This is a genomic window from Microbacterium sp. K35, from assembly GCF_004794375.1.
GTDB classification, from domain to species: Bacteria; Actinomycetota; Actinomycetes; order Actinomycetales; family Microbacteriaceae; genus Microbacterium; species Microbacterium sufflavum.
In genome coordinates, this window is sequence record NZ_SSDM01000110.1 from 1 (window position 1) to 25,775 (window position 25,775).

Here is a 25,775-nt window from a genome sequence, read left to right on the forward strand (position 1 = left end):
GCGGCCGGGGCCGGCGAACTGCGTGTGCTTGTTCACGATCATCAGGATCAGGTGAAGGGCGATCAGCGCGATGACGAGCATCGGCAGGATCAGGATGTGCAGCGTGTAGAGCCGTCCGATGATGTCGGTGCCGGGGAACTCGCCGCCGAAGAGGAGGAACGAGGTCCAGGTGCCGATCAGGGGCAGGCCCTTGATCATGCCGTCGATGATGCGCAGACCGTTGCCCGAGAGCAGGTCGTCGGGGAGCGAGTAGCCGGTGAAGCCCTCGGCCATCGCCAGGATGAACAGCAGGAAGCCGATCACCCAGTTCAGCTCGCGCGGCTTGCGGAACGCACCGGTGAAGAACACCCGCAGCATGTGCAGGCCGATCCCGGCGACGAACACCAACGCCGCCCAGTGGTGCATCTGCCGCACGAGCAGCCCACCGCGGATGTCGAACGAGATCCGCAGGGCCGAGTCGAACGCGGCCGTCATCTCCATGCCGCGCATCGGGGCGTACGCACCGGTGTAGTGCGTGGGGACCATCGACGCCTGGAAGAAGAACGTGAGGAACGTGCCCGTGATGAACACCACGACGAACGCCCACAGGGCGATCTCGCCCAGCATGAACGACCAGTGGTCGGGGAACACCTTGCGCCCCAGCTCCTTCATCAGTCCAGAGATGCTGGTGCGCTCGTCGAGGTAGTTGGCGGCGGAACCGACGAAACGGCCTCCGAGGGGTCGTCGGGAGGTGTCGTGGTCTGCCTGGTCGCGAGTGCGCGTCGTGGCCATGGGGTCCTCTTCGGGTGGTCAGGTGAGCGGGAGCGGGGGAAGGAGAAGGGGGCGGGCGGGCGTCAGCGGTCGGCCCGGAGCTCGGCGGCCCGGCGGCGCAGGCCGCTCATGCGCCGCTCCAGGGCGCGCAGGCGTAGCCACGCGTCCACGTCGCGCGTCTCGAGCGCCGCGAGATCGCCCTCCGTCAGGGCGTGCAGCCGGTCGACCGTCAGATCGTCGTAGCGCACCCCGTGGCGGTATCCGCGTGCGAACGCCCGCGAGATCCCGAGGATGACGAGGAGGATGATCACGCCGATGATGGATCCGAAGAGCGCGTCCACGGAGTCTCCCTTCGCTGTGTGCCGGAGGCACGTCGGCGGGAGAGCGCGGCGCCAGGAGGGTCGCGGTGTGCGGCGAAGCGGAGGCGGGGACGGTTCCACCGGCAAGAAGCGACACGAGACGACCTTCATGGTCAGTCTTGTCGCTTTGCGGGTACTGCGCCCTCGTCCGCAGGTCCGGAACTCGGACCTGCGGCCACCGTAGCAGAGGTCGTGGAGGCCCGGCCAACCCGCGTCGCGCGTGCACAGGTGCTGTTGCGGTTCCGCCGCTACCCTGGGAGTGTCCCCGGTCACCGGGGCGGCGGACGAGGGAGCAGTACCCGCACACGACGACTGACTCACGAGGGAGTCGTCATGTCCAGGGAGAGGCCGACCGGCGAGGAGCCGACCATGAGCCGACCGTCGATCAGGCAGCTGGTCACCCCCGTCGATGTGGTCCGCGTGGCGCTCGGCTGGGGTGCGTTCGGTGCGCTGCTGATCGCCCACCCGTTGCTCGCACCACCCGTGCCCGGCCCGCTGCTGGTGATCGCGCTCGTCGGCATCGTCGCGGTGATCCTGGTGTGCGCGTTCGGCGTAGTGAAGCAGGCGGAGGCCCTCGCGCACCGGCTGGGCGACCCCTATGGCTCGCTCGTGCTCACCCTGTCGATCGTGCTGATCGAGGTGATCCTGATCTCCGCGGTCATGCTCGGTCCCGGCGAGCACGCCACGATCGCCCGCGACTCGGTGATGGCCGTGTCGATGATCATCCTGAACCTCGTGATCGGGCTCGCGCTGCTGCTGGGCGGGCTACGTCACCGCGGGATGGCGCACAACCGCACCGGCACGTCGTCGTACCTGGCGATGCTGGTGGTGCTCGTGGCGCTCGGGATCGCCCTGCCCGGGCTCATCGGCGACGACGGCGCGTACACGGTGGGGCAGGAGATCCCGATCATCGTGCTGACGCTCGCGCTGTACGCGTTCTTCCTGTTCCGGCAGATGGGCGCGCAGGCGGAGGACTTCACGGAGGTCGACAAGCGACTGCGGACCGCGGCTCGTACGGAGGAGCCGCGCCCCGGCATCCGGGAGGTGCTCGCCGCGCATCGCACCGAGGTCGTGACGCGGCTGCTCCTGCTCGTGGTCACGGTGGTGCCGATCGTGCTGCTGTCGCACGACATGGCCGCGCTGCTCGACGACGGTCTCGGCAGGGTCGGGGCGCCCGTGGCCCTCGCGGGGCTCCTGATCGCGGGCATCGTGTTCCTGCCCGAGTCGATCACGGCCGTGCGGGCGGCACTGAACGGTGAGGCGCAGCGCGTCACGAACCTCTGCCACGGCGCGCTCGTGTCGACCGTGGGGCTCACGATCCCCGCGGTGCTGGTGATCGGCATGCTCACGGGGCAGACGGTGGTGCTGGCCGAGTCCCCCGCGAACCTGCTGATGCTCGGCGTCACGCTGCTGCTGTCGGTCACGACCTTCTCCGCGAAGCGCGTGACGGCGATGCACGGCGCCGCACACCTCGCGACCTTCGCCGTGTACGTCCTCATCCTGTTCAGCTGACGGGGGGGGTCGCGGCCGGAAAGAAGTGTGTAAGGAACTCCCCGGAGCGGCAAGGCGCGGTCGGCGGTCGACGGGGACGGCGGCGACACCCGAGATTGGAGGGACACACCCCTTCCTCCACACCCGGACGGCCCGCATGAAGACGAAGCTCCTTGTCACCCTCGCCGCGACGGCGCTGCTCGTGGGGGGATCGCTCGCCCCCGCCCACGCCGACGAGAGTCTCCACCCGGATGTCGTCTACGCGCTCGAGCACGTCCCCGGGGGCGTCGCCGTGGACGCGTACACCGCGGAGTGGCCCGATCTCGGCATGCAACTCACCGTCCCGTCGCCATACCAGCGGGCCGTGGGCAGCTGTGCGACCGGACAGTACTGCGCCTACTCGGAGCCGAACCGCGGCGGAACGCGGTTGAGCTTCAGCGTCTGCTCGATCGTCAGCACCGCCGGCCTCAGCACCGTGCGCTCGATCGCCAACGCCCGCTCCTCCGGGACCGTCCAGGCCCGCAATGCCGCGAGCACGGTGCTGGCGTCGGCGGGCGCGGGGGTCACGGCGAACGTCGTCGGGGCGGTCACGAACCTCCGTTGCCTGTTCTGATCATGCCGCTACCCTGTTCACACCGGATCGCGGCGTGAGGGAGGGGCGCATGTTCCGCTTCACGTTCACGCACCCGCTCGCGCTCGCTGTCGCGGCGCCCGGTTCCGGCGACGCCGCCGGCTTCCTGCGCGTGGCGCCCGGCCGCGTTCGGCCGACGTCGCGCGCGGCCGAGCACGACGGCGCCGGCACGAAGGCGGTGGTGTACCGACAGCTGTTCGACCAGTACTGGCCCCGCATCCACCGCCACCTGGAGTGCTTCATCGACGACGCCGAGGAGGTCGAGGAGCTCACGGCCGAGGTGTTCCTGATCGCCTGGCGCAAACTCGACCCCGCGAGCCCCATGGGATTGCGGTGGTTCCTGCGCACCGCCGACAACAAGCTGCGCGATCGCAGCCGGCGTGCGCGGTCCCGCGACAGGGCCATCGACGCGCTCACGCGCGGGCTCAGCAACCCGGCCGAGCCGCTCGACCCGATGGAGGCACTGGCGCTGCGGCGCGCCCTCCGGTCGCTGAGCGCCAGGGAGCGGCAGGTCGTGGTGCTCACGTACTGGGACGAGCTCAGCGCCGGTGAGGTGGCCGAGGCGCTGCACACCAGCCCCGGAGCCGTGTGGACCACCCTGACGCGGGCACGCACCAAGCTGCGCGCCCAGCTCGAGACGGGACGGGCGCGATGAACATCTCCGACACCGAGCTCGACCGCCTGTTCCGTGCGGCGAACCCGGCGCCGCGGACGACCGACGACAGCGGCCTCACCGCGGCCGAGATCGCGATCCGCGAGGGCATCATCCGCGGCGACTACCGCCCGCAGAGGCGCCGCCGCCGCCCGGCCCTGGTGTGGGCCGGAGTGGTCACGGCGACAGCGGCCGTCGCGGCTGCCACGGTCGTCGCGGTGTCGGTGCTGGTGCCCACGCAACCCGCGGTGGCGCTCACCCCGCCCGCCCTGCACTACACGGCAGCCGGTACCGCGGCGGAGGTGTTCGCCGACGCGGAGCGCACCCTGATGGTCGACGCCGCGGTCGCGCAGGCCCCGGTCGTGCACTCGGTGTCGTGGAACTGGAGCGTCGACCTGGCGGACGAGCACGTCGAGGTCGTGCCCCAGGAGATCACCCTGGAGTGGGGTCCCGGTCAGCCGACCGTCTCGACCATCGTCGCGGGGGAGCCGTACTGGCCCGACGGCGAGCGTCCGGATGGCATCGCCGCGAGCCCGTACGCGCCCGGCGAGCTCATCGACACCGTGGCCCTGTCACCGGAGGAGTTCGCTCTGCCGACCGCGGTCGCCGGACTCTCCGGAAGCTCGCGCGCCGAGCTCGACGCGGCCCTCGGTGCATTCGGGGCCACGTCGGCGTCGTCGTCCGGGGAGCTGCTGGCCGCGATCACCGGCTTGCTGCAGTACTGGACGCTGACGGACGCCCAGCACGCGGCGCTGCTGGAGCTGCTCGACGAGGCAGGGGGCGTGACCGTGCGGGGCGAGACGACCGACCGCCTGGGGCGCGACGTGATCGGCGTGCAGGTGTCCTCGGTGGTGCCCGAGCGGGTGGAGACCGCGTTCATCTCCGTCGAGTCGGGCCGGATCGTCGGTGTGGAGAGCGAGCTCGTGGCGCCGCTGGAGGGTCTGCCGGCCGGCGTGGTGTCGTACACGATGTGGGATGCCGCGCGCTGAGAGGCGGCCGTCGCGACCCTCCGGAGAAGCCGTGTAAGGAACACGGCACTCGTGCAAAAGGGCTTCCCGTGCACGCCCCGATCCGCGCGCACACTGAAAGCTCGCGGTAAGGACATCGGCGTCAGGGCGACGGCAACATCGAGAACAACTCGGGCCTCGTGTACGGCGTCACGTGGGATCCCGCGTCGGCGAAGTTCATCTGACCCCTCACCCCTGGAGCGTTCACCCGTGTCGAAACACCTTCGTCTCGGCGGCGCGATGCTGGTGGCGGCTGCGACTCTCGCAGCCGCCACCGGCTGCGTCTCCGACACCCCCGCCGCCGAACAGACGCCGACGGGCAGCGTGGAGAAGAACATCTCCGCGTGGACGCTGCCGCTGGACCCCTACGTCCTGACCGACAAGATGCTCAAGAAGGCCGCCTACGCGGGTGCGCTCGTGATCGCCGAATGCCTGGAGGAGAAGGGCACGCCGCTGCCGGTGCCGTACGTCGACTTCGACAGCGCCTACGAGGGCCGCGAGACCACGCGTTCCGCGCTGACCGAGGAGGTCGCGAGCACGTACGGATACCACCTCCCGCAGGAGGCGCTGCCCCTCGAGGTGCTGCCGTGGGAGGCGTATCGCACCGCCGACCTCGATGCGGCGACCGCCGCGGTGAGCGACGAGTGCTCGGCCGAGCTGCAGGGGCGGATCCCCGGGTACTCCTCCGACATGATGAACTTCTCCTCCATGTTCGTCGGGTCGGCGTTCGAGGGCGCCCTGGCCGACCCGGCCGTGAGGGAAGCGGCCGATCGGTGGAACGAGTGCATGGTGCCCCTCGGTGTGGAGGATCTTCCCGCCCTTCCGATCGACATGCCGTCCGACTCGGTGCGGCAACGGTTCACCACGAGCCCCCTCAGCGGAGACGACCCGAGCACGGGCGACATCACGCGTGAGGAGGTGCGGCTCGCGCTGGAGGATGTGGATTGCCGGGAGTCGTCGGGCTTCCAGCAGGCGTTCTACGACGCGCTGTGGGAGCGGGAGGCCGCGTCGTACGAGCAGAACGCGGAGGCCTTCGAGTCGCTGCGGGCGAAGGTCGCCACGGTGTCGGCGGAGATCGACGCGACGATCGCCGAGCTCGCGACGGCGGAGTGACGGCCGGATGGTGAAGGAGGCCGCCGTCCCCCGCCGGTCACGTCGCGTCGTCCTGATCACGGCGTCCGTGCTGGTTGCCGGTGCCCTGTTCGCCGGCGGATGGGCGGCGGCGCTCGTCTTCCGGTCTCCCGCGCAGATCGACGCGGCCGCTCAGCCCCCCGATCCCTCCCTCATCACCGCGACGGTGGTCCGCGGTCAGCTCGCCGATGTGATCAACGCCCAGGGCACCGTCGCCAACGTCGATGAGATCTCCACCGCGGTGCCGACGCCGGACGGCGGCGGGAGCGTGACGCTGTCTCCCGTCACACCGGGGCAGCAGGCCTCGGCGGGGACGCTGCTGCTGGAGGTGAACAACCAACCCCTGTTCGCGATGCCCGGGTCGTTCCCCTTCTTCCGCGACATGAAGACGGGCGACACGGGGCGCGACGTCCTCCAGCTGCAGAACGGCCTGATCGCGGCGGGCTATGCGCTCACGGCGGACGGTGCGTTCGGACGCGCGACCGCGGAGGCGGTGGCCGGACTGTTCCGGGCGAACGGCTACGCGGTGCCCCTGGTCGACCCGGCGGCGGATGCCACGGACGGCGATGCCGCTCCGGTGGTCCCGGCGACGCCGGCTCCTCCGTCCACGAAGGTGGTGTCGGCGCCCGCTGCCGCGTTTCTGGTGGTGCCGCAGCTTCCAGCCGCGGTGCTGGCGATCCCGGCGACCGGCGCGCTGCCCGAGAAGGCGGCCGTGGTGACGTCGTCCGGAGAGACCGTGGTCAAGGCGACGGTCGTCCCGGCGGTCGCCGCTCAACTCGAGGAGGGGATGTCGGCCACGATGCTCGCGGGCTCGACCACGGTCGCGCTCACGCTGCTGCGCATCGTCGAGGTCGAGAACGAGGACGGCGAGAGCTCGTTCGACGTGCTGTTCGCGTACACCGACGCGAGCCAGCGCCCGCAGCAGGCCGGAGCAGAGGGGCTCGTCAGCATCACGCGGGAGATCGTGGCGGAGGAGTCGCTGCTCGTGCCGTCCCGCGCCGTCCTGTCGCGCGGGGAGAGCCGCTACGTGCTCGTCGCGAGGGAGGGCGGGTTCGTCGAGGTCGCGGTCTCTGAGCGGGGGGCTCTGGACGGCACGAGTGCGGTGACGGCGGTCGACGACGGCGAGCTCGACGCGGGCGACGAAGTGCGGGTGCAGTAGTGCCGACGCTGTCGCTCGACCGCGTCTCGCGGGTGTTCCCGACGACGCCGCCGGTCGTGGCGCTCGACGGGGTGGACGTCGTCTTCGCGCAGGGCGAGTACGTGGCCGTGGAGGGCGAGTCCGGCGGGGGGAAGTCGACGCTGCTGGGAATCGTCGGACTCCTGGACCGTCCGTCGTCCGGCCGCTACCTGATCGACGGGGACGATGTGGCGGGGCTCTCCGATCGTGCTGCTGCCGCGGCCCGATCGGACCTGCTCGGCTACATCTTCCAGAGCTTCCATCTGCTCGACCGGCGCACCGTGGTCGAGAACGTCGAGCTGCCGCTGCACTATCGGGCCGTGGACCGCGACGAGCGGCGTGGGCTCGCGCTGCGCGCGCTGCAGGATGTCGGGCTCGGGGAGTTCGCGCAGAGCCGTCCCGGCGTGCTGTCGGGCGGGCAGCGGCAGCGGGTGGCGATCGCGCGGGCGATGGCGGCGCGGACACCGATCCTCCTGGCGGACGAGCCGACGGGAAACCTGGACTCGGAGAACAGTGCCGCGGTGCTCGAGCTGTTCGACGAGGTGCGGCGGTCGGGCACGACCCTGATCGTGGTGACGCATTCCGCTGTGGTCGCCGAGCGGGCGGACCGGCGGGTGCGGGTGGCGGACGGGCGGGTGGTGTCCGATGGGTCGCGGCGTGCACCCGTGGGGGAGGACGGCGCACGCCGCCACCCGCCCGTCAGCGGACCGCATCCCCCGGGCCGCGCCTCGACCGTGCGGTTCGGCGACCTCGTTCGCGACGCCTGGCGCAACGTGACGAGTCGCCCTGGTCGCACCCTGGCCCTGGTCGCCGCCCTCGCGGTCCCCCTGGCACTCGCACTGACGACACTGGGGCTGGCGTCGTCCGCGAGCGTGCAGGTGTCGAGCGATTTCGACACCGTCGCCGCACGGGAGGTCGCGGTGCAGGCGCCGGGCGACGGGGTGTCGCCCACGCTGACGACGTCGCTCGACGCTGCGGCGACCGAGCTCACGGAGTTGAACGGGGTCACCTCGGCCGCTGTCGTGGAAGACTCCGGCACCCACGCGGTGCGGGTGGGTGCGCCGCGGCCTGAGGTCGAGACGGGGGTGTTCGCGGCGGCCGGTGATCCGGTCGCCGCGCTGCGGCTCGAGGTCGACTGGGCGGAGGGGGCGGACGCCCTCGGTCCCGGCGAGGTGCTGGTGGGCACGCACCTCGCGGCGAACCTAGGCCTCGGCCCGGTCGAGCGGGCGCCCACCGTGAGCATCGACGGGGAGACGTTCGTGGTGGCCGGGGTCGTGTCGTCGTCGCCACGGCGCACGGATCTGCTGGGCAAGGCGATGATCCTCGCGGCGGCCGACGCGGCACCCCCCGTCGGCTCGGTGTCGGGCTACCTCGTGACGCGCGCGGGTGCTGCCGGCCAGGTCGCGGCGGAGGCCCCGGTGGCGTTGGATGCGTTCCGGCCGGAGCGCTTCGACGTGTCGCAGCCGCCGGCGCCGAGTGCGACCCGCGAGAAGGTGGAGGCCAGCGTCGGCATGAGTCTGGCGGTGCTCACGGCCGTGGCACTGGTCGGCGGCGTGCTGTCGATCGTGCTGGCGACGGTGAGCTCGGTCGCGGAGCGGCGCGCGGAGATCGGACTGCGGCGAGCGCTGGGGGCCAGACGGCTGCACGTGAGTGCGATGCTGGTGGCGGAGTCGATGCTGCTCGGCGTGCTCGGCGGGCTGGTGGGGGTGGTCCTGGGGATGTCGGCGATCCTGGCCGTCACGCTGGCGCGGCAGTGGACGCCGGTGTTCGATGTGCGACTCGCGCTCCTCGCCTTGGGCGGCGGTGTCGCGATCGCCTGTCTGGGCGCGATCGCCGGGGCCGTGCGAGCCGGGGCGGTCCTTCCGAACGCGGCCCTGCGCTCGTGAGCGTGTGCCCGAGTCCGCGACGCTCTCAGTGTTGCGTTCGCGGGTGCGTCGCCCGCTGCATCACCCGCGCGCGCATCGAAGGCGGCGATCACCGCGATCATGTCCTGTCCGCCCAGCCCCGCCCGATTGGCCTCGTCGAACAGGTCGCGGCTCGCGTGGATGAGGGGGTGCGCGGTCCCGGCGGCGATGACGCCCACTGTGCGTGTGTCCATCCCCGCCTCCTCTCAGGTCAGCCGGTCGGCGCAGTGGACCATTCGTTGCGTTCCGCATGAAGAGTTCGCGCCGGCTAACGGCCCTTCACATAGTGGCCGAGCCGCCCTTCACGAACCAGGAAGAAGCCGAACGCCGTTCCCGTCAGCGTGCCCACGGAGAAGGAAAGCGCGATCTCCGCGGATCGGAGCGCCAGGCTGGGCAGCTCAGTGGGCGCGGTGATCGTCGCCGTAAGGAATCCCGCCATCCATGCCGCCGCGACAGCGGGCAGCGACCAGGCCACGCTCTCGATGAGGTGCTGAAGGTAGAGAGTTCCACGGCTCGCGCCGGCGTGCAGATTGGATGCGATCTCTACGCGACGGAACCAGACGGCCATGGCCGACAAGACGAAGCCGACCAGCGCTGCAAGGTAAGGCGCGTACCGGGTGATCCGAGACTCGTACTCGGTGGACCCAGCGAACGTGAGACCGTACTTCGTGTTCAGCTGAGAGACGATGGGTTGCTCGCTGGCCGCGGCGCCAGCTGCCGCAGGCGTGACGGAGGTGAGAAGCAGCTGTCGGAGGTCAGACCGTTGCGGCCAGGACAGCACCCAGCACTCGTCGAATGCCCCATCGCTTGCGCTGGTCGGCGACAGCACCGCCCAGCCGAAGCCCGCGCGGCGACCGTCCGGCGGGTACGGGTAGGTGCCGCGGACAGGCGTGGGAGCGCCCGCCGTCAGAGGCAGAGCAGTCGACCCGAGATTCGAGGCGACATCCGTGCTGACATAGACTCCAGAGCCGCCGTCCTCCGCTCCAAGTACCCGTGCGAACGCAGGGGTCGTCGTATACAGGTCGAGCGGCTCGCCAGGTAGGGTTCCGGCTGTCACCTTGCCTTCCGGGCGCATCGCGCCGGCGGCGAGAACGTTCGGGGTGTCGGCGAGCGCATCGCAGGATGCTCCGTTGATACGTCCGGGGAGCGCCAGAGTCATCACGGCCGCGCCGGAGCCGCGATACTCGATCGCGTCGTCCACCGTCCGCGAGATGGTGAGGACGTCGGAGAGAACGGCGACGGTCAGGGCCAGAGTTGAGATAAAGAACAGCGCCCCGAGGCGGGACGTGCCTGAGGTGAGGTTGCGGATGATCTCCCGAAGCAGCGCGTGTGCTCTCATTCGGCGAAGGCCCTCGGCGAGTACTGGGCGAGGTCAAGGTTGACGTCGCAGGCATCTCGCGTCTCCTCATCGTGTGTTGCGACGATGACGATGGTGCGGGAGGACGCGACGTTCGAGAGGACAGCGTTTACGACATGGGCGGTTGCGCGATCCAGCTGCGCGGTCGGTTCATCGACGAGGAGAAGGTCCGGTGATGAAGCCGCCGCTCGGGCGAGCATGAGTCGTTGCGCCTCTCCTCCGGAGAGGTGACGAAACTGTCTGTCGCCGACATCGTGCAAGTTGAATCGCCCGAGGAGCTCGAGGGCGCTCTCATCCGCCTCATCGGCGCGCATGCCGGAAGCGATGAACGGGAACGCGACGTGGTCGATCGCGGTTCGTTTCGCCACGCCGTAGGGGTTCTGGAAGACCCAACTGGTCGAGTCCACGCCGTCCATGCTCACGTGGCCGGCCGCTGGCGCGGTCCACCCCGCGAGGATCGCCATCAGCGTGCTCTTCCCCGACCCGGATGCACCGGTCAGCGCGTAGATGTGCCCCGGCGTGAACGTGTACGACAGCCCCCGGAACAGCCACGCATCACGCGAGTACGCGTGTCCCAGGTCCGACACCTCTACCCGCATGTCGGCCGTTTGCCGGGTTGCGCATCGACCGAGGCGGGCGATTCGTCTGCCGAGAAGACGACGAAGGAGTTGCCGAATTCCGACCCGACCACCGTGACGACCAACGGATCGTTGTCGACGAACACGCAGGATGAGCCCGTGGAATCCGTCATGACAGCAGTTGCGGGGATGGCCGCGACCTGAACAGGTGTCTGCAGAACCACCGTGCCTTTGAGGGTCAGCGACGTTGCCTCCGGGGATGCGCTTGCCGCTTCCCGGAAAGCATCGGTGTTGCGGACGGCGTCGCTGGTCACCTCGGGCGGCAGCTCGCCCGCATCGCCCAGCGCTACCGGCTCCGGGAGGAGATCCAGATACCGTGCGCCGGGCAGCCGGCCTTCGGGGAGCGACACCGCAGAGATGACGACCCCGGAGTCGACCGTGGCGAGTGAGTCGCCCGGCGCCACGGAGCCACTCAACTGCGCGTCGCATTTCTCCACCGTCACGGCGGGAGAGGGGAGCCAGACGACGAGGTCTCGTGTCAGAGCCCCGTCGAGCTCGACGCCGACGGTCTTCGCGAGCGTGGTCAGCGTTCTCATCTCGTCGCGAGAGAGTGCGGAGTCGACGTTGGCAGGTTGCCCCAGACGAACGAGTTCCTCTTCGAGCGCCCGCACGTCCTGTCCTTTTTCTCCGGGAACGAGATCCCGCCACAGGGGTACAGAGGTCGAGAGGCTGAGCAGGTTGACGCCATCGACCGCCACAGACGACGTTGCCGAGCTCAAAGTCGTCCCTTGCGTGCACGCCCACGACGTCACGGTTCCGGGGCGGTTCACCGTCACAGTCGCCGGCGGCAGGATCTCCGCCGTGAGTTCGACGCTTCGCGGATCATCGAACTCCTGCATCGTCACGGCGATGGTGGAGAGTTCGTCCTCACCCTTCAATGAGTCCGGCGTGTTCGCGGTCAGAAGCGAATAGGCCACGCCGATGCCGAGCGCCGCGCCCACGACGAGCGTGCACCCGACGATCGTCAAGCTCGAGGAGACGGAACCTCTCATTTGTTGAAGGAGAAGTCCGCGTTGCACGCTTCGAAGATCGCGAAGCCGTGTTCATCGGTGAAGGGGAACGCCAGGTTCGGGGCGTCCTCGAGGTACTGCTCCTCCGTGTAGGACGCGGGAACAGCCTTGTTGCGGATCAGGCACTCGGTGAGCAGCTGGGTCGCGGGAACGTTCTCCGGGTTGGACGTCTGGGAACGATAGAGGTACCCGACCCAGGCCTCGCCGCTTTCCTCTTCACACCCGCCCATTCTCTGATTGGCGATCTCGCCATCCATCCCACCAGCGTTCACCTCGTAGCTCCCGTTGGCCTTGTACTCCGTCAGGGAGATGCCGTTGTCGTCGAGGCACGTCTCAAGCGTTTTCAGTACCTGCGACCATTCCTGGTCCGTGATCTGCTCATCCTCGAGGATCGCCCTCACGTCGTCTGTCTTGCTCTTCTTCCACGCCTCTTGGTACTCGGCGGCGAAGTTTCCTTGAAAAACCGGCACCCCTGCGGCGCTGTCCGCCTCGGTTGAACTCGATGAGTCGGGTGCCTCTCCCGCACTGCACCCTGTCATGAGCGCCATCAGCACGCTCGCCGTCATCACGAGCCGAAGCGAGCGGGACTTCATTCTCATCACATACCTCTTTACTGGGCGCCGGTCGTGGTTTCGGCTATGCGGTGGCCGCCGAACGGCCCCCGCAATACATCGCAGTCGCGAGGAGTCTCACACGACTACCTGACTGTTCGGATCGGACCGACGTGGATGTCGTCGGTCCGATCCTTGTGAGTTCAGCGAACACGACACGGTCGTGGCGGTGGGCTGAGAGACCGTGGCGGGCTGCGTCAGCTCAGTACGTGAACCAGTAGGCCTCGTTGCCGAACGCGGTTCCGGGCTGCCATGCGCGGGCCCAGATTCCGCCGTTCTGGTCTGAAGACCGAACGATGGAACCCGTGCTGTTCTTCACGCTCGACCGATGCTTCTTGGAGGCGTGGTAGTAGCTGCTGTCGTTGCCACGGTTCGACCCGTTCAGGTTCTCGTGCACGCCGTACCAGTGCTTGCCTCCGCCAGCAGCCGCTCCTTCCACCTTGGAGCTTGCGGCCCAGCCGTAGCCCAGGTCGTGGGCGCTCGCGGACACGGTTCCTCCGGCCACGATGCCGACTGCCAGCAGACCCGCCAGCAAGGATGCAGTGCGCTTCTTCATCGAAATAACCAATCTGTCATCACACACGGATGGCGATTTACCCCCCGGTCAGAGAACGGTCCCGCATGGCCACGCCGAAGTCTCGCGTAGCTCAGCTTCTCGCCTCGTGTGACGACTCTCCCAGGATTGGTGTCTTCCGCGGTCGGCACCGCTGGCCCCTTTTTGGGTGCTGCGACGAGTTCCTTACGAACCTTGTTGCACACCGGATCCATGTCGGTGGCGCCCGACAAGGCACGGTGAGCTCGCATAAACGTCGAAAGAGCCGGTCAAGAACAATGCCTGACCGGCTCTTTCACTCGCTGTGCGCGAGGGGGGACTTGAACCCCCACGTCCATACGGACACTGGCACCTGAAGCCAGCGCGTCTACCATTCCGCCACTCGCGCGAGTGTCTCGTTCCGAAGAACTCAACTTCCCGAGGATATCACGCGTTTTCGGTCGCGTTGCACACGCCCCGGGGGGCCGCGGCGGCGTTCCCCCAGGTCACCTGGCTACGATGTCCCTACCGGTCGGCATGCCAGAGGAGCCCAGTGGGACTACTTGACAGCTTTGAGAAGGGTCTCGAGCGCGCAGTGAACAGCGCGTTCGCGAAGACCTTCCGCAGCGGCATACAGCCGGTGGAGATCGCCTCGGCTCTGCGCCGCGAGGCCGACACGAAGGCCGCGGTCGTCAGCCGCGACCGCATCCTCACCCCCAACAACTACGTGGTGCGGTTGAGCCCCGACGACGCCGACCGCATGCGTGGTCTCGGCGGCGCCCTCACCGACGAGCTGCACGCACTGCTCACGACGCACGCGAAGTCCCAGGGCTACAGCTTCGCCGGGCCGCTGTCGCTCACGCTCGAAGCCGACGAGAAGGTCGCGACGGGCACGGTGCGCGTCAACTCCGGCACGGTCGAGGGCCGCGTCGACTGGCAGGCCGTGGTCGACGTCGACGGCCGCCGCCACGCGCTCACCCGGGCTCGCACGGTGATCGGCCGAGGGTCCGACGCCGACATCACGATCGCCGACGCGGGCTCGAGCCGCAAGCACGCGGAGATCCTGTGGGACGGCGAGCGCGCCATGCTCCGCGACATGGGCTCCACGAACGGCACGAAGGTGAACGGCCAGAAGCTGCGCGAGGCCGCGCTGCCCTCCGACACCACGATCACGATCGGCCGCACCGACCTGGTGTTCCGCATCGTCCCCGTCGCCGCCCCCTCGCGCCCCCCGCGCCCGGGCGACGACGCGACCAGGGCGTTCGGAGCCTTCTGATGAGTGAACTCGTCCTGCTCCTGCTCCGCATCGGCTTCCTCGTCCTGCTGTGGTTCTTCGTGTTCGGTGTCGTGTACTCCCTGCGCGCCGACCTGTTCGGGGTCAAGGCGCGCAAGCTGCCCGCCGAGGCCGCCGCCGGCGCTCCGGTCGCCGCCGCGCCGGCCGCCCCCGCGAAGCCCTCCTCGTCGTCGCGCCCGTCGTCCGGCCCCGCGACCGTGGCGACCGCGAAGCGTCTGGTCATCACGTCGGGGCCGAAGGCGGGGCTGGAGCTTCCGCTCGGCGCCGACTCGATGACGATCGGCCGCTCCAGCGAATCCGCCCTCGTCATCCGCGACGACTACACCTCCAGCCACCACGCCCGCCTCCTCCTGCGCGGGGACACGTGGGCGATCCAGGACCTCGACTCCACGAACGGCACCTTCGTCGCCGGGCAGCGCGTGACCGGGGGACCGGTCGCCCTCAGCCTCGGCACCCCCGTCAAGGTGGGCGCCACGACGTTCGAGCTGAGGGCCTGACGCCGGCATGGTCTTCGAGGGCTCGAGCGTCGCGATCTCCCACACCGGGAAGGTCCGCTCCAACAACCAGGACTCCGGGTACTCCGGGGCGAACCTGTTCGTCGTCGCCGACGGCATGGGCGGTCACGCCGGTGGAGACGTCGCCTCGAGCATCGCGATCCAGCGCCTGGAGCCCCTGGACCAGCCCTACTCCTCGACGGAGGATGCGCAGGCCGCGCTGCAGGCCGCCGCGACGACCGCCGCCGGCGACCTGATCCGTGCGGCGAAGGACCGACCGGAGCTCGCGGGCCTCGGCACCACGCTCAGCGCGATCATCATGGTCGACGAGTACGCGGTGATCGGGCACATCGGCGACTCCCGCATCTATCTCTATCGTGACGACGCGCTCACGCAGATCACGGCCGACCACACGTTCGTGCAGCGCCTGGTCGACTCCGGTCGCATCACGCCGGAGGAGGCCCGCTACCACCCTCGCCGCTCGGTGCTCATGCGGGTGCTCAGCGACATGGACTCCGACCCCGAGCTCGACATGTTCGTCATGCACACGCAGCCCGGCGACCGGTGGCTGCTGTGCTCCGACGGGCTGTCCGGTGTGGTCGACGAGGCGCGGATCCTCAAGGCCATGCAGCTGGGGCTCGCCCCGGGTCGCACGGCCGACAACCTCCTCAAGCAGGCGCTCGACGGGGGCGCGCCCGACAACGTCACGATCGTGCTGGTCGACGTGGGCGGGCAGCATCCCATCCACTCGGGCACCGCGACGATCGTCGGCGCCGCCTCCAACCCGTCCGGTGTGTACGTGCCGCCGGTGCGCGCACCGCGCAGCAACTGGCTGCACCCGGTGCGTCAGGCCGCGAACGAACCGAGCCACTTCGAGCCGGCGCCCGAGTACCTGGAGGAGCTGATCGAGGAGGACCGGCGCCGTGCCAAACGCCGCCGCCTCGGCTGGATCGCCGGAGTGCTCGTGGTGATCGCGATGCTGGCCTTCGCGGCCTTCGCCGCCTACAGCTGGACGCAGACGCGGTACTTCATCGGCGCCGACGACGACAGCGTGGTGATCTTCCAGGGCGTGCAGCAGAACATCGGCCCGATCACGCTGTCCACCCCGGTGGAGGACACCGACATCCTCCTCGCCGACCTGCCGCCGTATCAGCGGGCCTCGGTCGAGCGCACGATCTCGGCCCGCTCGCTGTCCGACGCGATGGCTATCGTCGACCGGCTGCGCACGGGCGCCGAGGCGAACGTGATCGAGCAGACCCCGCTGCCCACGCCGGCGCCCACCCCGAGCGACACTCCGGCGGGGGGTGACGGATGAGCACCGACGTGCAGGCCGACACCACCGTCATCAAGGCCCTGCGGCGCCTGCGCATGCCGCAGACGCAGCGCAACCGGGAGTTCTGGCTGCTCCTGTTCGCGTGCGCCATCAGCGGCGCCGCGCTGACTCTCGTGCAGCTGGGCGCCCTGGGCGTGATCGACCCGATGATCCTGGCGATCGGCGGCGGTCTGGCCGTGCTGGCGTTCGCCCTGCACATCGTGCTGCGCTTCGTGGCGTCCGACGCCGACCCCTTCGTGCTGCCGATCGCGACCCTGCTGACCGGGCTGGGCGTGGCGATGATCTACCGGATCGACATCGCGTTCAAGAACACCGGGTGGGATGCCTACTCCACCAAGCAGCTGGCGTGGACGGCGATCTCGCTCGCCGGTGCCATCGCGGTCGTGATCCTGCTGCGCAACTATCGTGTGCTCTTCCGGTACACGTACATCTTCGGCCTCGCGGGCATCCTGCTCCTGCTGCTGCCGTTCGTCCCCGGGCTGCGCATCGCCGACGCGAACGCGCAGGTGTGGGTGTCGCTCGGCGGCATCTTCGCGTTCCAGCCGGGCGAGCTCGCGAAGATCTGCCTCGCGATCTTCTTCGCCGGCTACCTCGTGCGCACGCGCGAAAGCCTCACGTCGGTCGGCAAGCGCGTGCTCGGCATCACGTGGCCGCGCATGCGGGAGCTGGGCCCGGTGCTGGTCGTGTGGGCCATCTCGCTGGGGATCATCGTGTTCCAGCGCGACCTCGGCACGGGAACGCTGATCTTCGGCATGTTCGTCGCGATGCTGTACGTCGCCACCGGCAAGACCAGCTGGGTGCTGATCGGGCTGGGACTCGTGGTCGCCGGTGTCGCCGTCGCCACGCAGATCCTCAGCTACGTGCGCGGCCGCTTCATCAACTGGCTCTTCCTGTTCGACTCGTCGCAGGTCGACCCCGACGTGGCCGGATACCAGCCGATGCAGGGCCTCTTCGGTCTCGCCCGCGGCGGCCTCATCGGAACCGGATGGGGCCAGGGACGCCCCGAGATCACGCCGCTCGCGCACAGCGACTACATCATCACGAGCCTCGGGGAGGAGCTCGGGCTGATCGGGCTGTTCGCGATCCTGTGCCTGTACATGGTGTTCGTGAGCCGCGGTGTGCGGATCGGTCTCGCGGGTCAGGACGACTTCGGCAAGCTGCTGGCGACGGGACTGTCGTTCACGATCGCGCTGCAGGTGTTCATCATGGTCGGCGGTGTCACCCGGCTGATCCCGCTGACGGGTCTGACCACGCCGTTCCTCGCGGCCGGCGGCTCCTCGCTCGTCGCGAACTGGCTCATCGTGGCGCTGCTGCTGCGCATCTCCGACGGCGTGCGCCGTCAGCCCCGGGTGGTGATCGGCTGACATGACCAGGGAACTCCGCCGCCTCAGCATCATCATGCTGTTCATGTTCATCGCGCTGTTCGCCGCGACCAGCTGGATCCAGGTCGTCGAGTCCGACAGCCTCGCGCAGAACCCGCACAACAAGCGCACCCGTCTGGACAGCTTCGAGATCCAGCGCGGCGCGATCATCGTCGACGGCGCGGCGATCGCGAGCTCGACGCCCAGCGACGACCAGTACCGGTTCCAGCGCGTGTACACCGATCCGGCGCTGTGGGAGACGGTCACGGGGTACTTCAACCCCGCGCTCGGCTCGACCACCGGCATCGAGAAGGCGATGAACGCCGACCTCTCCGGCACCGGCTCCAACGCGTTCTTCTCCGAGATCGAGCGCATCCTGTCGGGTCAGCCGCAGCGCGGGTACAGCGTCGAGCTGTCGCTGAACACGGCCGCGCAGCGGGCTGCCGCCGAGGCGCTCGACGGTCTGCAGGGCGCGGTCGTGGCGATGGACCCGAAGACCGGGCGCATCCTCGCGATGGTGTCGACCCCCGGCTTCGACACGAACCTGATGGCGACGCACGACGCGAACGCCGCGAACGCCACCTATGACCAGCTGGTCGCCGACCCGGGCAAGCCCCTGTCGAACCGCGCGATCGCCGGCGACCTGAACCCCCCGGGCTCCACGTTCAAACTCGTCACGGCGGCCGCGGCATACGCGAGCGGCAAATGGACGCCGGAGTCCACGCTGCCCAACCCCGCGCTGTACACCCTGCCCGGCTCGTCCAACCGCGTGTCCAACGCGTGGGGCGGCACGTGCGGTCCCGGTGCGACCGTGACGATCGCCGAGGCCATCCGCCTCAGCTGCAACATCCCGATGGCGGAGCTCGCCGTGGAGCTCGGCGACGACGCGATCCGGGAGATGGCGGAGAAGTTCGGCTTCAACCGGAGCTTCGACACGCCGCTCGCCTCGACCCCGTCCAGCTACCCGCGGGCGCTCGACGACGCGCAGACCGCGCTCAGCGGTTTCGGGCAGGGACAGGTCACCGCGACACCGCTGCAGATGGCGATGGTGTCGGCCGGCATCGCGAACGACGGCGTGGTCATGAACCCGCAGATGGTGGATGCCGTGATCGGCAACGACCTGTCGGTGATCAAGGCCTTCCAGAACAGCGAGTTCGGGCGGGCGATGGAGGCCGATGTGGCGAACGAGATCACCTCCGCCATGGTCGCCAGCGTCTCAAACGGCGCGGCCCAGGGTGCAAGAATAGACGGGGTCGACGTGGCCGGTAAGACGGGCACGGCAGAGAACGGAAACAGGCCGCATACGCTGTGGTTCACCGGGTTCGCCCCGGCGGACGACCCATCGGTCGCCGTGGCGGTCGTCGTCGAGAACGGCGGCGGGCAGGGACAATCAGGGAGCGGTGACACCATCGCCGCTCCGATCGCGAAGAAGGTCATAGAGGCGGTGCTGGGCAGATGAGGCCGACGCAGGGTGTGTCGTTCGGTGGTCGTTACGAGCTGCAGTCGCGGATCGCGATCGGCGGCATGGGCGAGGTCTGGGAGGCGACGGATCACGTCATCGGGCGTACCGTCGCGATCAAGATCCTCAAGGACGAGTACATGGGGGACCCGGGGTTCCTCGAGCGATTCCGCGCGGAGGCGCGGCACGCCGCGCTCGTCAACCACGAGGGCATCGCCAGCGTCTTCGACTACGGCGAGGAGAACGGCAGCGCCTACCTCGTCATGGAGCTCGTGCCGGGTGAGGCCCTCTCCACGATCCTCGAGCGCGACGGCGCACTGAGCGCCGACAAGACGCTCGACATCGTGGCGCAGACGGCGTCCGCCCTGCAGGCCGCGCACGCCGCCGGCCTGGTGCACCGCGACATCAAGCCGGGCAACCTGCTGATCACGCCAGACGGCCGCGTCAAGATCACCGACTTCGGCATCGCTCGCATCGCCGACCAGGTGCCGCTGACGGCGACCGGTCAGGTGATGGGAACCGTGCAGTACCTGTCGCCCGAGCAGGCGTCCGGCCACCCCGCATCTCCCGCGACCGACACGTACTCGCTGGGCATCGTGGCGTACGAGTGCCTGGCCGGCAAGCGTCCGTTCACGGGCGAGTCGCAGGTGGCGATCGCGATGGCGCAGATCAACGAGCAGCCGCCGCCGCTGCCGCCGACCGTGCCGATCCCGGTGCAGAACCTCGTGATGGCGATGATCGCCAAGAAGCCCGCCGACCGCCCGTCCTCGGCGGCGACCGTCGCGCGGGCCGCACAGGCGCTGCGGCGCGGAGACCTGAACTCGGCGGCGATCGCTGTTCCGGCGATCGCGACGGGCGGGATCGCCGGCGACGACGACGCCACGCGCATGCTGACGGCATCGAACGACGGTGCCACGCGCATCCTCCCCACCACCGCGCAGCTGCCCACCGAGGAGGCCGTCGCGGAGGAGGAGAAGAAGAAGAAGCGCAGCGCCTGGACCTGGCCGCTGATCGCCCTGATCGCTCTGCTGGTCATCGTGCTCGTGGGCACGTTGTGGGCGATGTTCGGCAACCGCGGCGAAGACCCGAAGCCGTCCGACAGCCCGACCACCGCGCAGACCACGCCGCCCCCGTCGCCCTCCACGAGTCCGACGCCTGAGGTGACGCGCGTCGACGTGGCTGCGCTGAACCTCAACGGCATGGACTGCGCCACGGCGACCGCGACGCTGGCCGACGCGGGCTTCACGAACAACGTCACGTGCGCCGACGGCGATCCCGCCCCGAGCGACGCGGAGGTCGGTCAGGTGTACCGGGTTCAGCCCACCGGGAACGTCGAGACCACGACGCCGATCGCGTTGACCGTGTACGCCGCACGCACCCCGCTGCCCACGCCGACCGACACCCCGACGCTCACGGGCGACCCGGTCGCGGGCAGCACGGTCACGGTGGCCTGGGGCACCGGTTTCACGTGCCCGAGCGGCACCACCCTGTCGGGCTACGTCGTGTCGCTGCAGAACGGCTCGTTCGTCTCGGGCGGCCCGAACTTCCAGCCGACGCAGCGCAACACGCAGGTGAAGGTCGGCGACGCGGTGGGCCAGCAGCTCATCGTCACCTACCAGGCCATGTGCTCGGGCGGCGACCAGCGCACGTCGAACGCGTCGCCCCCGCTGTCGGTCACCATCACGGCCCCCGACGATGGCGAGGGTGACGGAGGTGGCGGCGCCGAAGGGTAGCCTGTAGTCCAGCTGTTTTGTAGTTTCAGGGGGGTCATCCGTGTCGACAGAGCCACAAGTCATCGCGGGCCGGTACCGCGTCGACGAGCTCATCGGGCACGGCGGAATGGCGAAGGTGTACCGCGGGTACGACCTGACCCTCGGTCGCGAGATCGCGATCAAGATCCTCGACCCCGAACTGGCCAGGGACACGAGCTTCCGCACGCGGTTCCGGCTGGAGGCGCAGGCGGCGTCGCGCATGTCCCACCCGTCGATCGTGCGGGTGTACGACGCGGGCGACCCGTCGACGAGCGACCCCTCGTCCGATGAGCCGCCGTACATCGTGATGGAGCTCGTCAAGGGCACCCTGCTGAAGAAGATCATCGCCGAGGGCCCGGTGCCCGTGGCCGACGCCGTCCGCTACGTCGACGGGATCCTCGAGGCGCTGGACTACTCGCACCGCGCGGGTGTGGTGCACCGCGACATCAAGCCCGGCAACGTGATGGTGACCGACAAGGGTCAGGTCAAGGTCATGGACTTCGGCATCGCCCGCGCGGTGTCCGACTCCTCCTCGACGGTCGCGGAGACCACGCAGATCATCGGCACCGCGGCGTACTTCTCGCCGGAGCAGGCCAAGGGCGAGCCGGTCGACGCCCGCGCCGACCTGTACTCCACCGGCGTGGTGCTGTACGAGCTGCTCACCGGGCGCCAGCCGTTCCGCGGCGAGTCTCCGGTCGCGGTGGCGTACCAGCACGTGAGCGAGACACCGATCCCTCCGTCCGAGGTGAACGAGGAGTCCCCGGCGGCGCTCGACCCGATCGTGCTGCGCGCGCTCGCGAAGGACCCGTACCAGCGCTTCCCCGACGCGGCGCACTTCCGCGCGGCCCTCGACTCGGCCGTGACCGGTGCCGCCCCCACGCGCAAGCAGATCGGCGCGCTCACCAGCGAGCTGTATGGCCCGAACCCGCGTCAGGCGCAGGAGACGGCGCGGTCGCTGCGGCAGCTCAGCAGCGACACCACCATGACCCGCACGCAGTCGGGCCCGCCGGTCGCGTGGATCTGGGCGGGCGTCGCGCTGCTGGCGGTGCTTCTGGCGTCGGTCCTGTTCTGGGTGGTCACGATCAGCATGCGCCCGTCCGAGGTGCCCAGCACGTCGAGGGTCGTGCCCGACCTGACCAATGTGGCGTCGGAGCGTGCGCAGGACGACCTGGCCAAGCTCGACCTCTCGTCGAAGATCGTCATCGAGTCCAGCCCCGACATCGCCGAGGGCAACGTGATCCGCACGGATCCGGAGAGCGGGGTGTCGGTCGAGCAGGGGTCCACCGTCACGCTCTACGTGTCGTCCGGCGAGGAGACCGTGGTGGTGCCGAAGCTCGAGGGCATGTCCCTGGCCGCGGCCACCGAGGCGCTCGAGAAGGCGGGGCTGCAGCTCGGCACGGTCACCCAGCGCAACGACAAGGGCCTCGCGGCGAACACCGTGATGACGGCCAGCGAGAAGGCCGACACCGAGGTGGCGCCGAACACGGTCGTGAACCTGGAGGTCGCCAGCGGCAAGGTCACCCTGTCGGATGTCGTGGGCTGGTCGGTCGATTCCGCATCGAAGGCGCTCACGGATCTCGGGCTCACCCCGGTGCCGATCGAGGAGAGCGACTGCCCCGCCACCGACCCGGCCACCGTGCACTCGATGTCGGTCGCTCCGGGCGACGTGCCGATCAACTCCTCGGTCGAGCTGCGCTACTGCACCGGTTCCTGACGCGCAGCCGTCCGACACCCGGGTCAGCGCGTGAGCGGGTGCAGTCGTTCTGCTCGCGACACGGCGTCCGGGTCGCCGCACAGTCGCAGCCAGTTCGCCAGCAGACGGTAGCCGCCCTCGGTCAGCACGCTCTCCGGGTGGAACTGCACCCCGTGGAAAGGGAGCGTGCGGTGCTCGAGGGCCATCACGGTGCCGTCCGCCGTCCGTGCGGTCACCGCGAGCTCGGCGGGCAGGTCGCGCTCCGCGAGGGCGAGGGAGTGGTAGCGGCCTGCCGTGAACGGCGAGGGGATGCCGTCGAACAGCGCCGAGCCGTCGTGCGCGACCGCCGACACCATGCCGTGCATGATCTCCGGGGCGCCGGTCACGGGGGCACCCAGGGCCGCGCCGATCACCTGGTGACCCAGGCACACGCCGAGCATGGGCACGGCGGAGCGGGCGGCGAGGCGGACCGCATCGAGCGAGACGCCGGCGTCGTCGGGCGAGCCCGGCCCCGGCGACAGGAGCAGCGCGTCGTGCGCGGTGAGCAGTCTCTCGACCCGCGCCGCATCGACCTCGTCCGCCTCGACGATCGTGGTGTCGGCACCGAGCTCGTGGAGGTAGCCGATCAGGGTGTGCACGAAGCTGTCGTGATTGTCCACGACGAGCACGCGGGTCATTCGACGTCGACCTCACCCGGGGAGATGAACGGGCTGATCCAGGGGAACACGTACCAGAACAGGGCGTAGAGCACGGCGGCGACCACGACCAGCAGGATGAGCACACGCAGCCACCAGGGACCGGGCAGCAGGCGCCAGAGTGCGGCGTACATGGGTGGTGTCTCCTGATCGTTCGTGGTCACACCGACGGAGCGGCGGGCGGGGGAGGCGGGTCGGTCAGCGCGGACGGCGGCCCTTCGGCGCGCGGCTGGAAGCTCTCGAACACGCCGTAGGCGACGATCCGCTCGGCGAGCGAGTACAGGGGGGAGCACGCCGTGAGGGTGATGTACTGCTCGCCGGTCTGCTGTGCGGGCATCTGCGGCACGTCGGCCAGCACGTCGGTCTGCGTGGGCGTGACGTACTCGAGCGTGCGGAAGCGGTACGTGTACCAGCCGTCGGGGGTCTCGACCACGATCGCGTCGTTCAGTTGCAGCTTGTCGAGCTGGTTGAACGGCTTGCCCCAGGTGGTGCGGTGGCCCGCGAGGGAGAAGTTGCCGACCTCGCCGGGCATCTTCGAGTCGGTGTAGACCCCGATGCCCTTCTGGTCGAGCGTCCTGGCACGGCTGGTCCCGCCGTAGATGCCGAAGTTGTACTCGGCGCCGAAGCGCGGGATGTGCATCTGCCCGAACCACGCCCCGTCGGCGGGGGCGGCGGGCACCGGCGCCTGGTACACCGTGGTGCCGTCGTCGGTCTCGACCTTCGGCGGCAGTGCGGGGGGATCGGCCGCCGCGAGCTGCTGCGAGATCGCCGCACCCTCGTCGTTCTTCTGGGCGGCGATGATGATGTCGCCGATCCACATCTGCCATGCGACGAAGAGGAGGACGAGGACCCCGGCGGTGAGCAGCAGTTCGCCGAGCACGCTCGCGAACGTGGCGCGCGACCGGGGCCGCTGCCGACGTCCGTGGCGCCCCCCAGGCACGGCGGATGCAGTCATGGCGTGATCTTATCCGTCGACACTGAACACGGGCTCGTGCGGAGGCACCCGTCTGTGACCGCCTCTCGTGGGCGCAGAGGTCTCCCGGGTACAATGACGGCATGGCACGTGACCGCAAGACCGAAGAACCCGTCGTCGAGCGCGCCGAGGGCGACGCCGCTCCCAACGCCGTCTGGTTCAAGCCGGTGATGATCGGCTTCATGCTTCTCGGTCTCGCGTGGATCCTCGTGTTCTACATCTCGGGGATGCAGTTCCCGATCCCGGGCCTCGACAACTGGAACCTCGCGATCGGTCTCGGCATCGCTCTCATCGGGTTCCTCATGACCACACGCTGGCGCTGACCAGCCCCTTCTCTTCCGAAGCCCCCTCGCCGCGCGAGGGGGCTTCGTCGTGCCGGCGGTGGTGTGCATCGGGCTCCTCGCGCTCGATTCGGATTTTCCGAGATTCTCCGGTAAAGTCTTGGAGGTTGACGGGGCTATAGCTCAGGCGGTTAGAGCGCTTCACTGATAATGAAGAGGTCCCAGGTTCAAGTCCTGGTAGCCCCACCATTCAATTCAAGAAATCCCTCACGGGGCCTTAGCTCAGTTGGTAGAGCGCCTGCTTTGCAAGCAGGATGTCAGGAGTTCGAATCTCCTAGGCTCCACCACCTCGGATCTCCTCCCTCCCGCGCACCGACCCCTTCCGGTCGTGCTTCGGCATCGATCCTCACCACCGTGGCGTCGTGCTGCCGGTGTGCTCCGCCTCATCCAGGCCGCGCCCCGCCGGAGCCCGGTCGGACGCCCCACGATGTGGGTGCGCCCGACCGAGCCCCGTCGCTCGGCCCCCCGGTCGAGCTATCCGATGTCCGTCGGGCGGCGGCGCGCTCCCCTCCGGACGACGACCAGCGTGACTCCGCCCAGGATCAGGGCGAGCGCGAGCAGTGCCGCGGCCGTCTGATCCCGACCACCCGTCGTCGGCAGTCGTGCGGGTTCCGGTGTCTCCGGATCCGTGGGCGTGCTCACCGTCGACGGGTCGCTCGTGATCGGATCATCGGTCCCCGTACGTCCCGTGGCGGTAGCGACGTTGGTCAGGTCGCCACCGGTCGCTTCCGCCGCGGTCACGACATGGTCGGCCGTACAGAGAGCCTGCTCACCGGGCGCCAGAGGCACGAGCGGGCACGTGATGGCGTCGCCGCGCTCGTCCAGCATCGGGTCGTCGATGCCCAGATTCTCGATCGTGACGTTGCCCGTGTTCGCGACGGTGAAGGCGTAGTGGATCACTTCTCCCTCGTCGGCGGCGCGGTCCCGGTCGGCGTCGACGTCGGCCTGCGTGATGACGTACGGCGCCGCGGTGCAAATCGCGACCTCTCCGGGGGCGAGCGTGGTGACGTCGCAGGTGACGGTGCCGACCTTCGGGTCGTTCACCCCGACATCGGCCAACGGGACGTTGCCCGTGTTCGTGATCGTGAACGAGTACGCGATCGTGTCACCCACATCGGTCAGGCCGTTGCC

Annotated in this window: 26 protein-coding genes, 3 tRNA genes and 1 riboswitch; of the genes, 17 read left to right on the forward strand and 12 right to left on the reverse strand. The window is 69.4% G+C overall.

The genetic code is table 11. From position 1 onward, the window contains the following. Window positions 1-771: cytochrome b (locus DW299_RS03140; protein WP_136035608.1), on the reverse strand; the 771-nt coding region annotated here is incomplete at its 3' end. A 62-nt stretch (window positions 772-833) separates the two neighbouring features. After that, window positions 834-1,091 carry a hypothetical protein gene (locus DW299_RS03145; RefSeq protein ID WP_136035609.1) on the reverse strand — a complete coding sequence of 86 codons (258 nt, stop codon included), beginning with the start codon at window positions 1,089-1,091 and terminating at the stop codon, window positions 834-836. Window positions 1,092-1,218: 127 nt separating this feature from the next. Beyond that, window positions 1,219-1,283, reverse strand: a riboswitch (guanidine-III (ykkC-III) riboswitch). Between the two features lie 195 nt (window positions 1,284-1,478). Between DW299_RS03145 and DW299_RS03150 the strand changes: the two genes are divergently transcribed. From DW299_RS03150 to DW299_RS03175, 7 genes are all read left to right on the forward strand, one after another. Then, window positions 1,479-2,621 (forward strand): calcium:cation antiporter, encoded by a 1,143-nt coding sequence (locus DW299_RS03150; protein WP_136035610.1) that lies wholly within the window; start codon window positions 1,479-1,481, stop codon window positions 2,619-2,621. 136 nt (window positions 2,622-2,757) lie between these two features. Further along, on the forward strand, window positions 2,758-3,213 hold the full coding sequence (locus tag DW299_RS03155; protein ID WP_136035611.1) for a peptidase inhibitor family I36 protein: 456 nt from the start codon (window positions 2,758-2,760) through the stop codon (window positions 3,211-3,213). A gap of 49 nt (window positions 3,214-3,262) precedes the next feature. Beyond that, window positions 3,263-3,886 (forward strand): RNA polymerase sigma factor, encoded by a 624-nt coding sequence (locus tag DW299_RS03160; protein ID WP_168443064.1) that lies wholly within the window; start codon window positions 3,263-3,265, stop codon window positions 3,884-3,886. Continuing rightward, the gene (locus tag DW299_RS03165; RefSeq protein ID WP_136035613.1) at window positions 3,883-4,872 is read left to right on the forward strand and encodes a hypothetical protein; all 990 of its coding nucleotides are present in this window, start codon (window positions 3,883-3,885) and stop codon (window positions 4,870-4,872) included. The genes DW299_RS03160 and DW299_RS03165 overlap by 4 nt, the downstream gene beginning before the upstream one ends. A gap of 228 nt (window positions 4,873-5,100) precedes the next feature. After that, window positions 5,101-6,003 carry a hypothetical protein gene (locus DW299_RS18855; protein ID WP_168387128.1) on the forward strand — a complete coding sequence of 301 codons (903 nt, stop codon included), beginning with the start codon at window positions 5,101-5,103 and terminating at the stop codon, window positions 6,001-6,003. A 7-nt stretch (window positions 6,004-6,010) separates the two neighbouring features. Continuing rightward, a complete protein-coding gene (locus DW299_RS03170) occupies window positions 6,011-7,180 on the forward strand; it encodes a peptidoglycan-binding domain-containing protein (protein ID WP_168443065.1) in 1,170 nt (389 codons plus the stop codon). After that, the gene (locus DW299_RS03175; RefSeq protein ID WP_136035617.1) at window positions 7,180-9,084 is read left to right on the forward strand and encodes an ABC transporter ATP-binding protein/permease; all 1,905 of its coding nucleotides are present in this window, start codon (window positions 7,180-7,182) and stop codon (window positions 9,082-9,084) included. Before DW299_RS03170 ends, DW299_RS03175 begins: the two co-directional genes overlap by 1 nt. Before the next feature lie 286 nt (window positions 9,085-9,370). Here the strand turns inward: DW299_RS03175 and DW299_RS03180 are convergent, their stop codons facing one another. From DW299_RS03180 to DW299_RS03205, 6 genes are all read right to left on the reverse strand, one after another. Next, window positions 9,371-10,441 carry a hypothetical protein gene (locus tag DW299_RS03180; protein ID WP_136035618.1) on the reverse strand — a complete coding sequence of 357 codons (1,071 nt, stop codon included), beginning with the start codon at window positions 10,439-10,441 and terminating at the stop codon, window positions 9,371-9,373. Further along, the gene (locus DW299_RS03185) at window positions 10,438-11,058 is read right to left on the reverse strand and encodes an ATP-binding cassette domain-containing protein (RefSeq protein WP_136035620.1); all 621 of its coding nucleotides are present in this window, start codon (window positions 11,056-11,058) and stop codon (window positions 10,438-10,440) included. The genes DW299_RS03180 and DW299_RS03185 overlap by 4 nt, the downstream gene beginning before the upstream one ends. Next, on the reverse strand, window positions 11,049-12,065 hold the full coding sequence (locus DW299_RS03190; RefSeq protein ID WP_136035622.1) for a hypothetical protein: 1,017 nt from the start codon (window positions 12,063-12,065) through the stop codon (window positions 11,049-11,051). Before DW299_RS03190 ends, DW299_RS03185 begins: the two co-directional genes overlap by 10 nt. A gap of 20 nt (window positions 12,066-12,085) precedes the next feature. Next, window positions 12,086-12,706: a hypothetical protein gene (locus DW299_RS03195; RefSeq protein WP_136035624.1), complete on the reverse strand. Its 621-nt coding sequence runs from the start codon at window positions 12,704-12,706 to the stop codon at window positions 12,086-12,088. A gap of 214 nt (window positions 12,707-12,920) precedes the next feature. Beyond that, on the reverse strand, window positions 12,921-13,274 hold the full coding sequence (locus DW299_RS03200) for a lactococcin 972 family bacteriocin (RefSeq protein WP_136033263.1): 354 nt from the start codon (window positions 13,272-13,274) through the stop codon (window positions 12,921-12,923). Between the two features lie 302 nt (window positions 13,275-13,576). Beyond that, a tRNA-Leu gene (locus DW299_RS03205) sits at window positions 13,577-13,659 on the reverse strand. A 144-nt stretch (window positions 13,660-13,803) separates the two neighbouring features. Between DW299_RS03205 and DW299_RS03210 the strand changes: the two genes are divergently transcribed. The 7 genes from DW299_RS03210 to pknB are packed head-to-tail and all read left to right on the forward strand — an operon-like array spanning window position 13,804 to window position 22,656. Beyond that, the gene (locus DW299_RS03210; RefSeq protein ID WP_136035625.1) at window positions 13,804-14,526 is read left to right on the forward strand and encodes an FHA domain-containing protein; all 723 of its coding nucleotides are present in this window, start codon (window positions 13,804-13,806) and stop codon (window positions 14,524-14,526) included. Continuing rightward, on the forward strand, window positions 14,526-15,041 hold the full coding sequence (locus DW299_RS03215; RefSeq protein WP_136033230.1) for an FHA domain-containing protein FhaB/FipA: 516 nt from the start codon (window positions 14,526-14,528) through the stop codon (window positions 15,039-15,041). Before DW299_RS03210 ends, DW299_RS03215 begins: the two co-directional genes overlap by 1 nt. A 7-nt stretch (window positions 15,042-15,048) precedes the next feature. After that, window positions 15,049-16,353, forward strand: a complete 1,305-nt coding sequence (locus DW299_RS03220) for a PP2C family protein-serine/threonine phosphatase (RefSeq protein ID WP_136033227.1) — start codon at window positions 15,049-15,051, stop codon at window positions 16,351-16,353. Beyond that, window positions 16,350-17,735 (forward strand): FtsW/RodA/SpoVE family cell cycle protein, encoded by a 1,386-nt coding sequence (locus DW299_RS03225; protein WP_136033224.1) that lies wholly within the window; start codon window positions 16,350-16,352, stop codon window positions 17,733-17,735. The genes DW299_RS03220 and DW299_RS03225 overlap by 4 nt, the downstream gene beginning before the upstream one ends. A gap of 1 nt (window position 17,736) precedes the next feature. Beyond that, complete coding sequence (locus DW299_RS03230) at window positions 17,737-19,191, forward strand: peptidoglycan D,D-transpeptidase FtsI family protein (RefSeq protein WP_136033222.1); 1,455 nt, start codon at window positions 17,737-17,739, stop codon at window positions 19,189-19,191. Next, entirely contained in the window at window positions 19,188-20,924 is a 1,737-nt protein-coding gene (locus tag DW299_RS03235; RefSeq protein WP_240745302.1) for a protein kinase domain-containing protein, read from the forward strand. The genes DW299_RS03230 and DW299_RS03235 overlap by 4 nt, the downstream gene beginning before the upstream one ends. Before the next feature lie 40 nt (window positions 20,925-20,964). Then, a complete protein-coding gene (pknB, locus tag DW299_RS03240; RefSeq protein WP_136035627.1) occupies window positions 20,965-22,656 on the forward strand; it encodes a Stk1 family PASTA domain-containing Ser/Thr kinase in 1,692 nt (563 codons plus the stop codon). Window positions 22,657-22,679: 23 nt separating this feature from the next. On the opposite strand, the gene DW299_RS03245 is transcribed toward pknB, so the two are convergent. The 3 genes from DW299_RS03245 to DW299_RS03250 are packed head-to-tail and all read right to left on the reverse strand — an operon-like array spanning window position 22,680 to window position 24,285. Further along, a complete protein-coding gene (locus DW299_RS03245) occupies window positions 22,680-23,312 on the reverse strand; it encodes an anthranilate synthase component II (RefSeq protein ID WP_136035630.1) in 633 nt (210 codons plus the stop codon). Beyond that, a complete protein-coding gene (locus DW299_RS18860) occupies window positions 23,309-23,464 on the reverse strand; it encodes a hypothetical protein (protein WP_168387293.1) in 156 nt (51 codons plus the stop codon). The genes DW299_RS03245 and DW299_RS18860 overlap by 4 nt, the downstream gene beginning before the upstream one ends. A gap of 26 nt (window positions 23,465-23,490) precedes the next feature. Next, entirely contained in the window at window positions 23,491-24,285 is a 795-nt protein-coding gene (locus DW299_RS03250; RefSeq protein ID WP_136035631.1) for a class E sortase, read from the reverse strand. Window positions 24,286-24,386: 101 nt separating this feature from the next. Between DW299_RS03250 and DW299_RS03255 the strand changes: the two genes are divergently transcribed. From DW299_RS03255 to DW299_RS03265, 3 genes are all read left to right on the forward strand, one after another. Then, window positions 24,387-24,626, forward strand: coding sequence for a cell division protein CrgA (locus DW299_RS03255; RefSeq protein ID WP_136033213.1), 240 nt, complete (start codon window positions 24,387-24,389; stop codon window positions 24,624-24,626). Window positions 24,627-24,756: 130 nt separating this feature from the next. After that, window positions 24,757-24,833 (forward strand) — tRNA-Ile (locus DW299_RS03260). Window positions 24,834-24,855: 22 nt separating this feature from the next. Beyond that, window positions 24,856-24,931, forward strand: a tRNA-Ala gene (locus DW299_RS03265). Window positions 24,932-25,118: 187 nt separating this feature from the next. Here DW299_RS03265 and DW299_RS03270 read toward each other — a convergent pair. Then, window positions 25,119-25,775 (reverse strand): CLIPPER-2 domain-containing protein (locus tag DW299_RS03270; protein ID WP_136035632.1); only part of this gene is annotated, 657 nt, incomplete at its 5' end.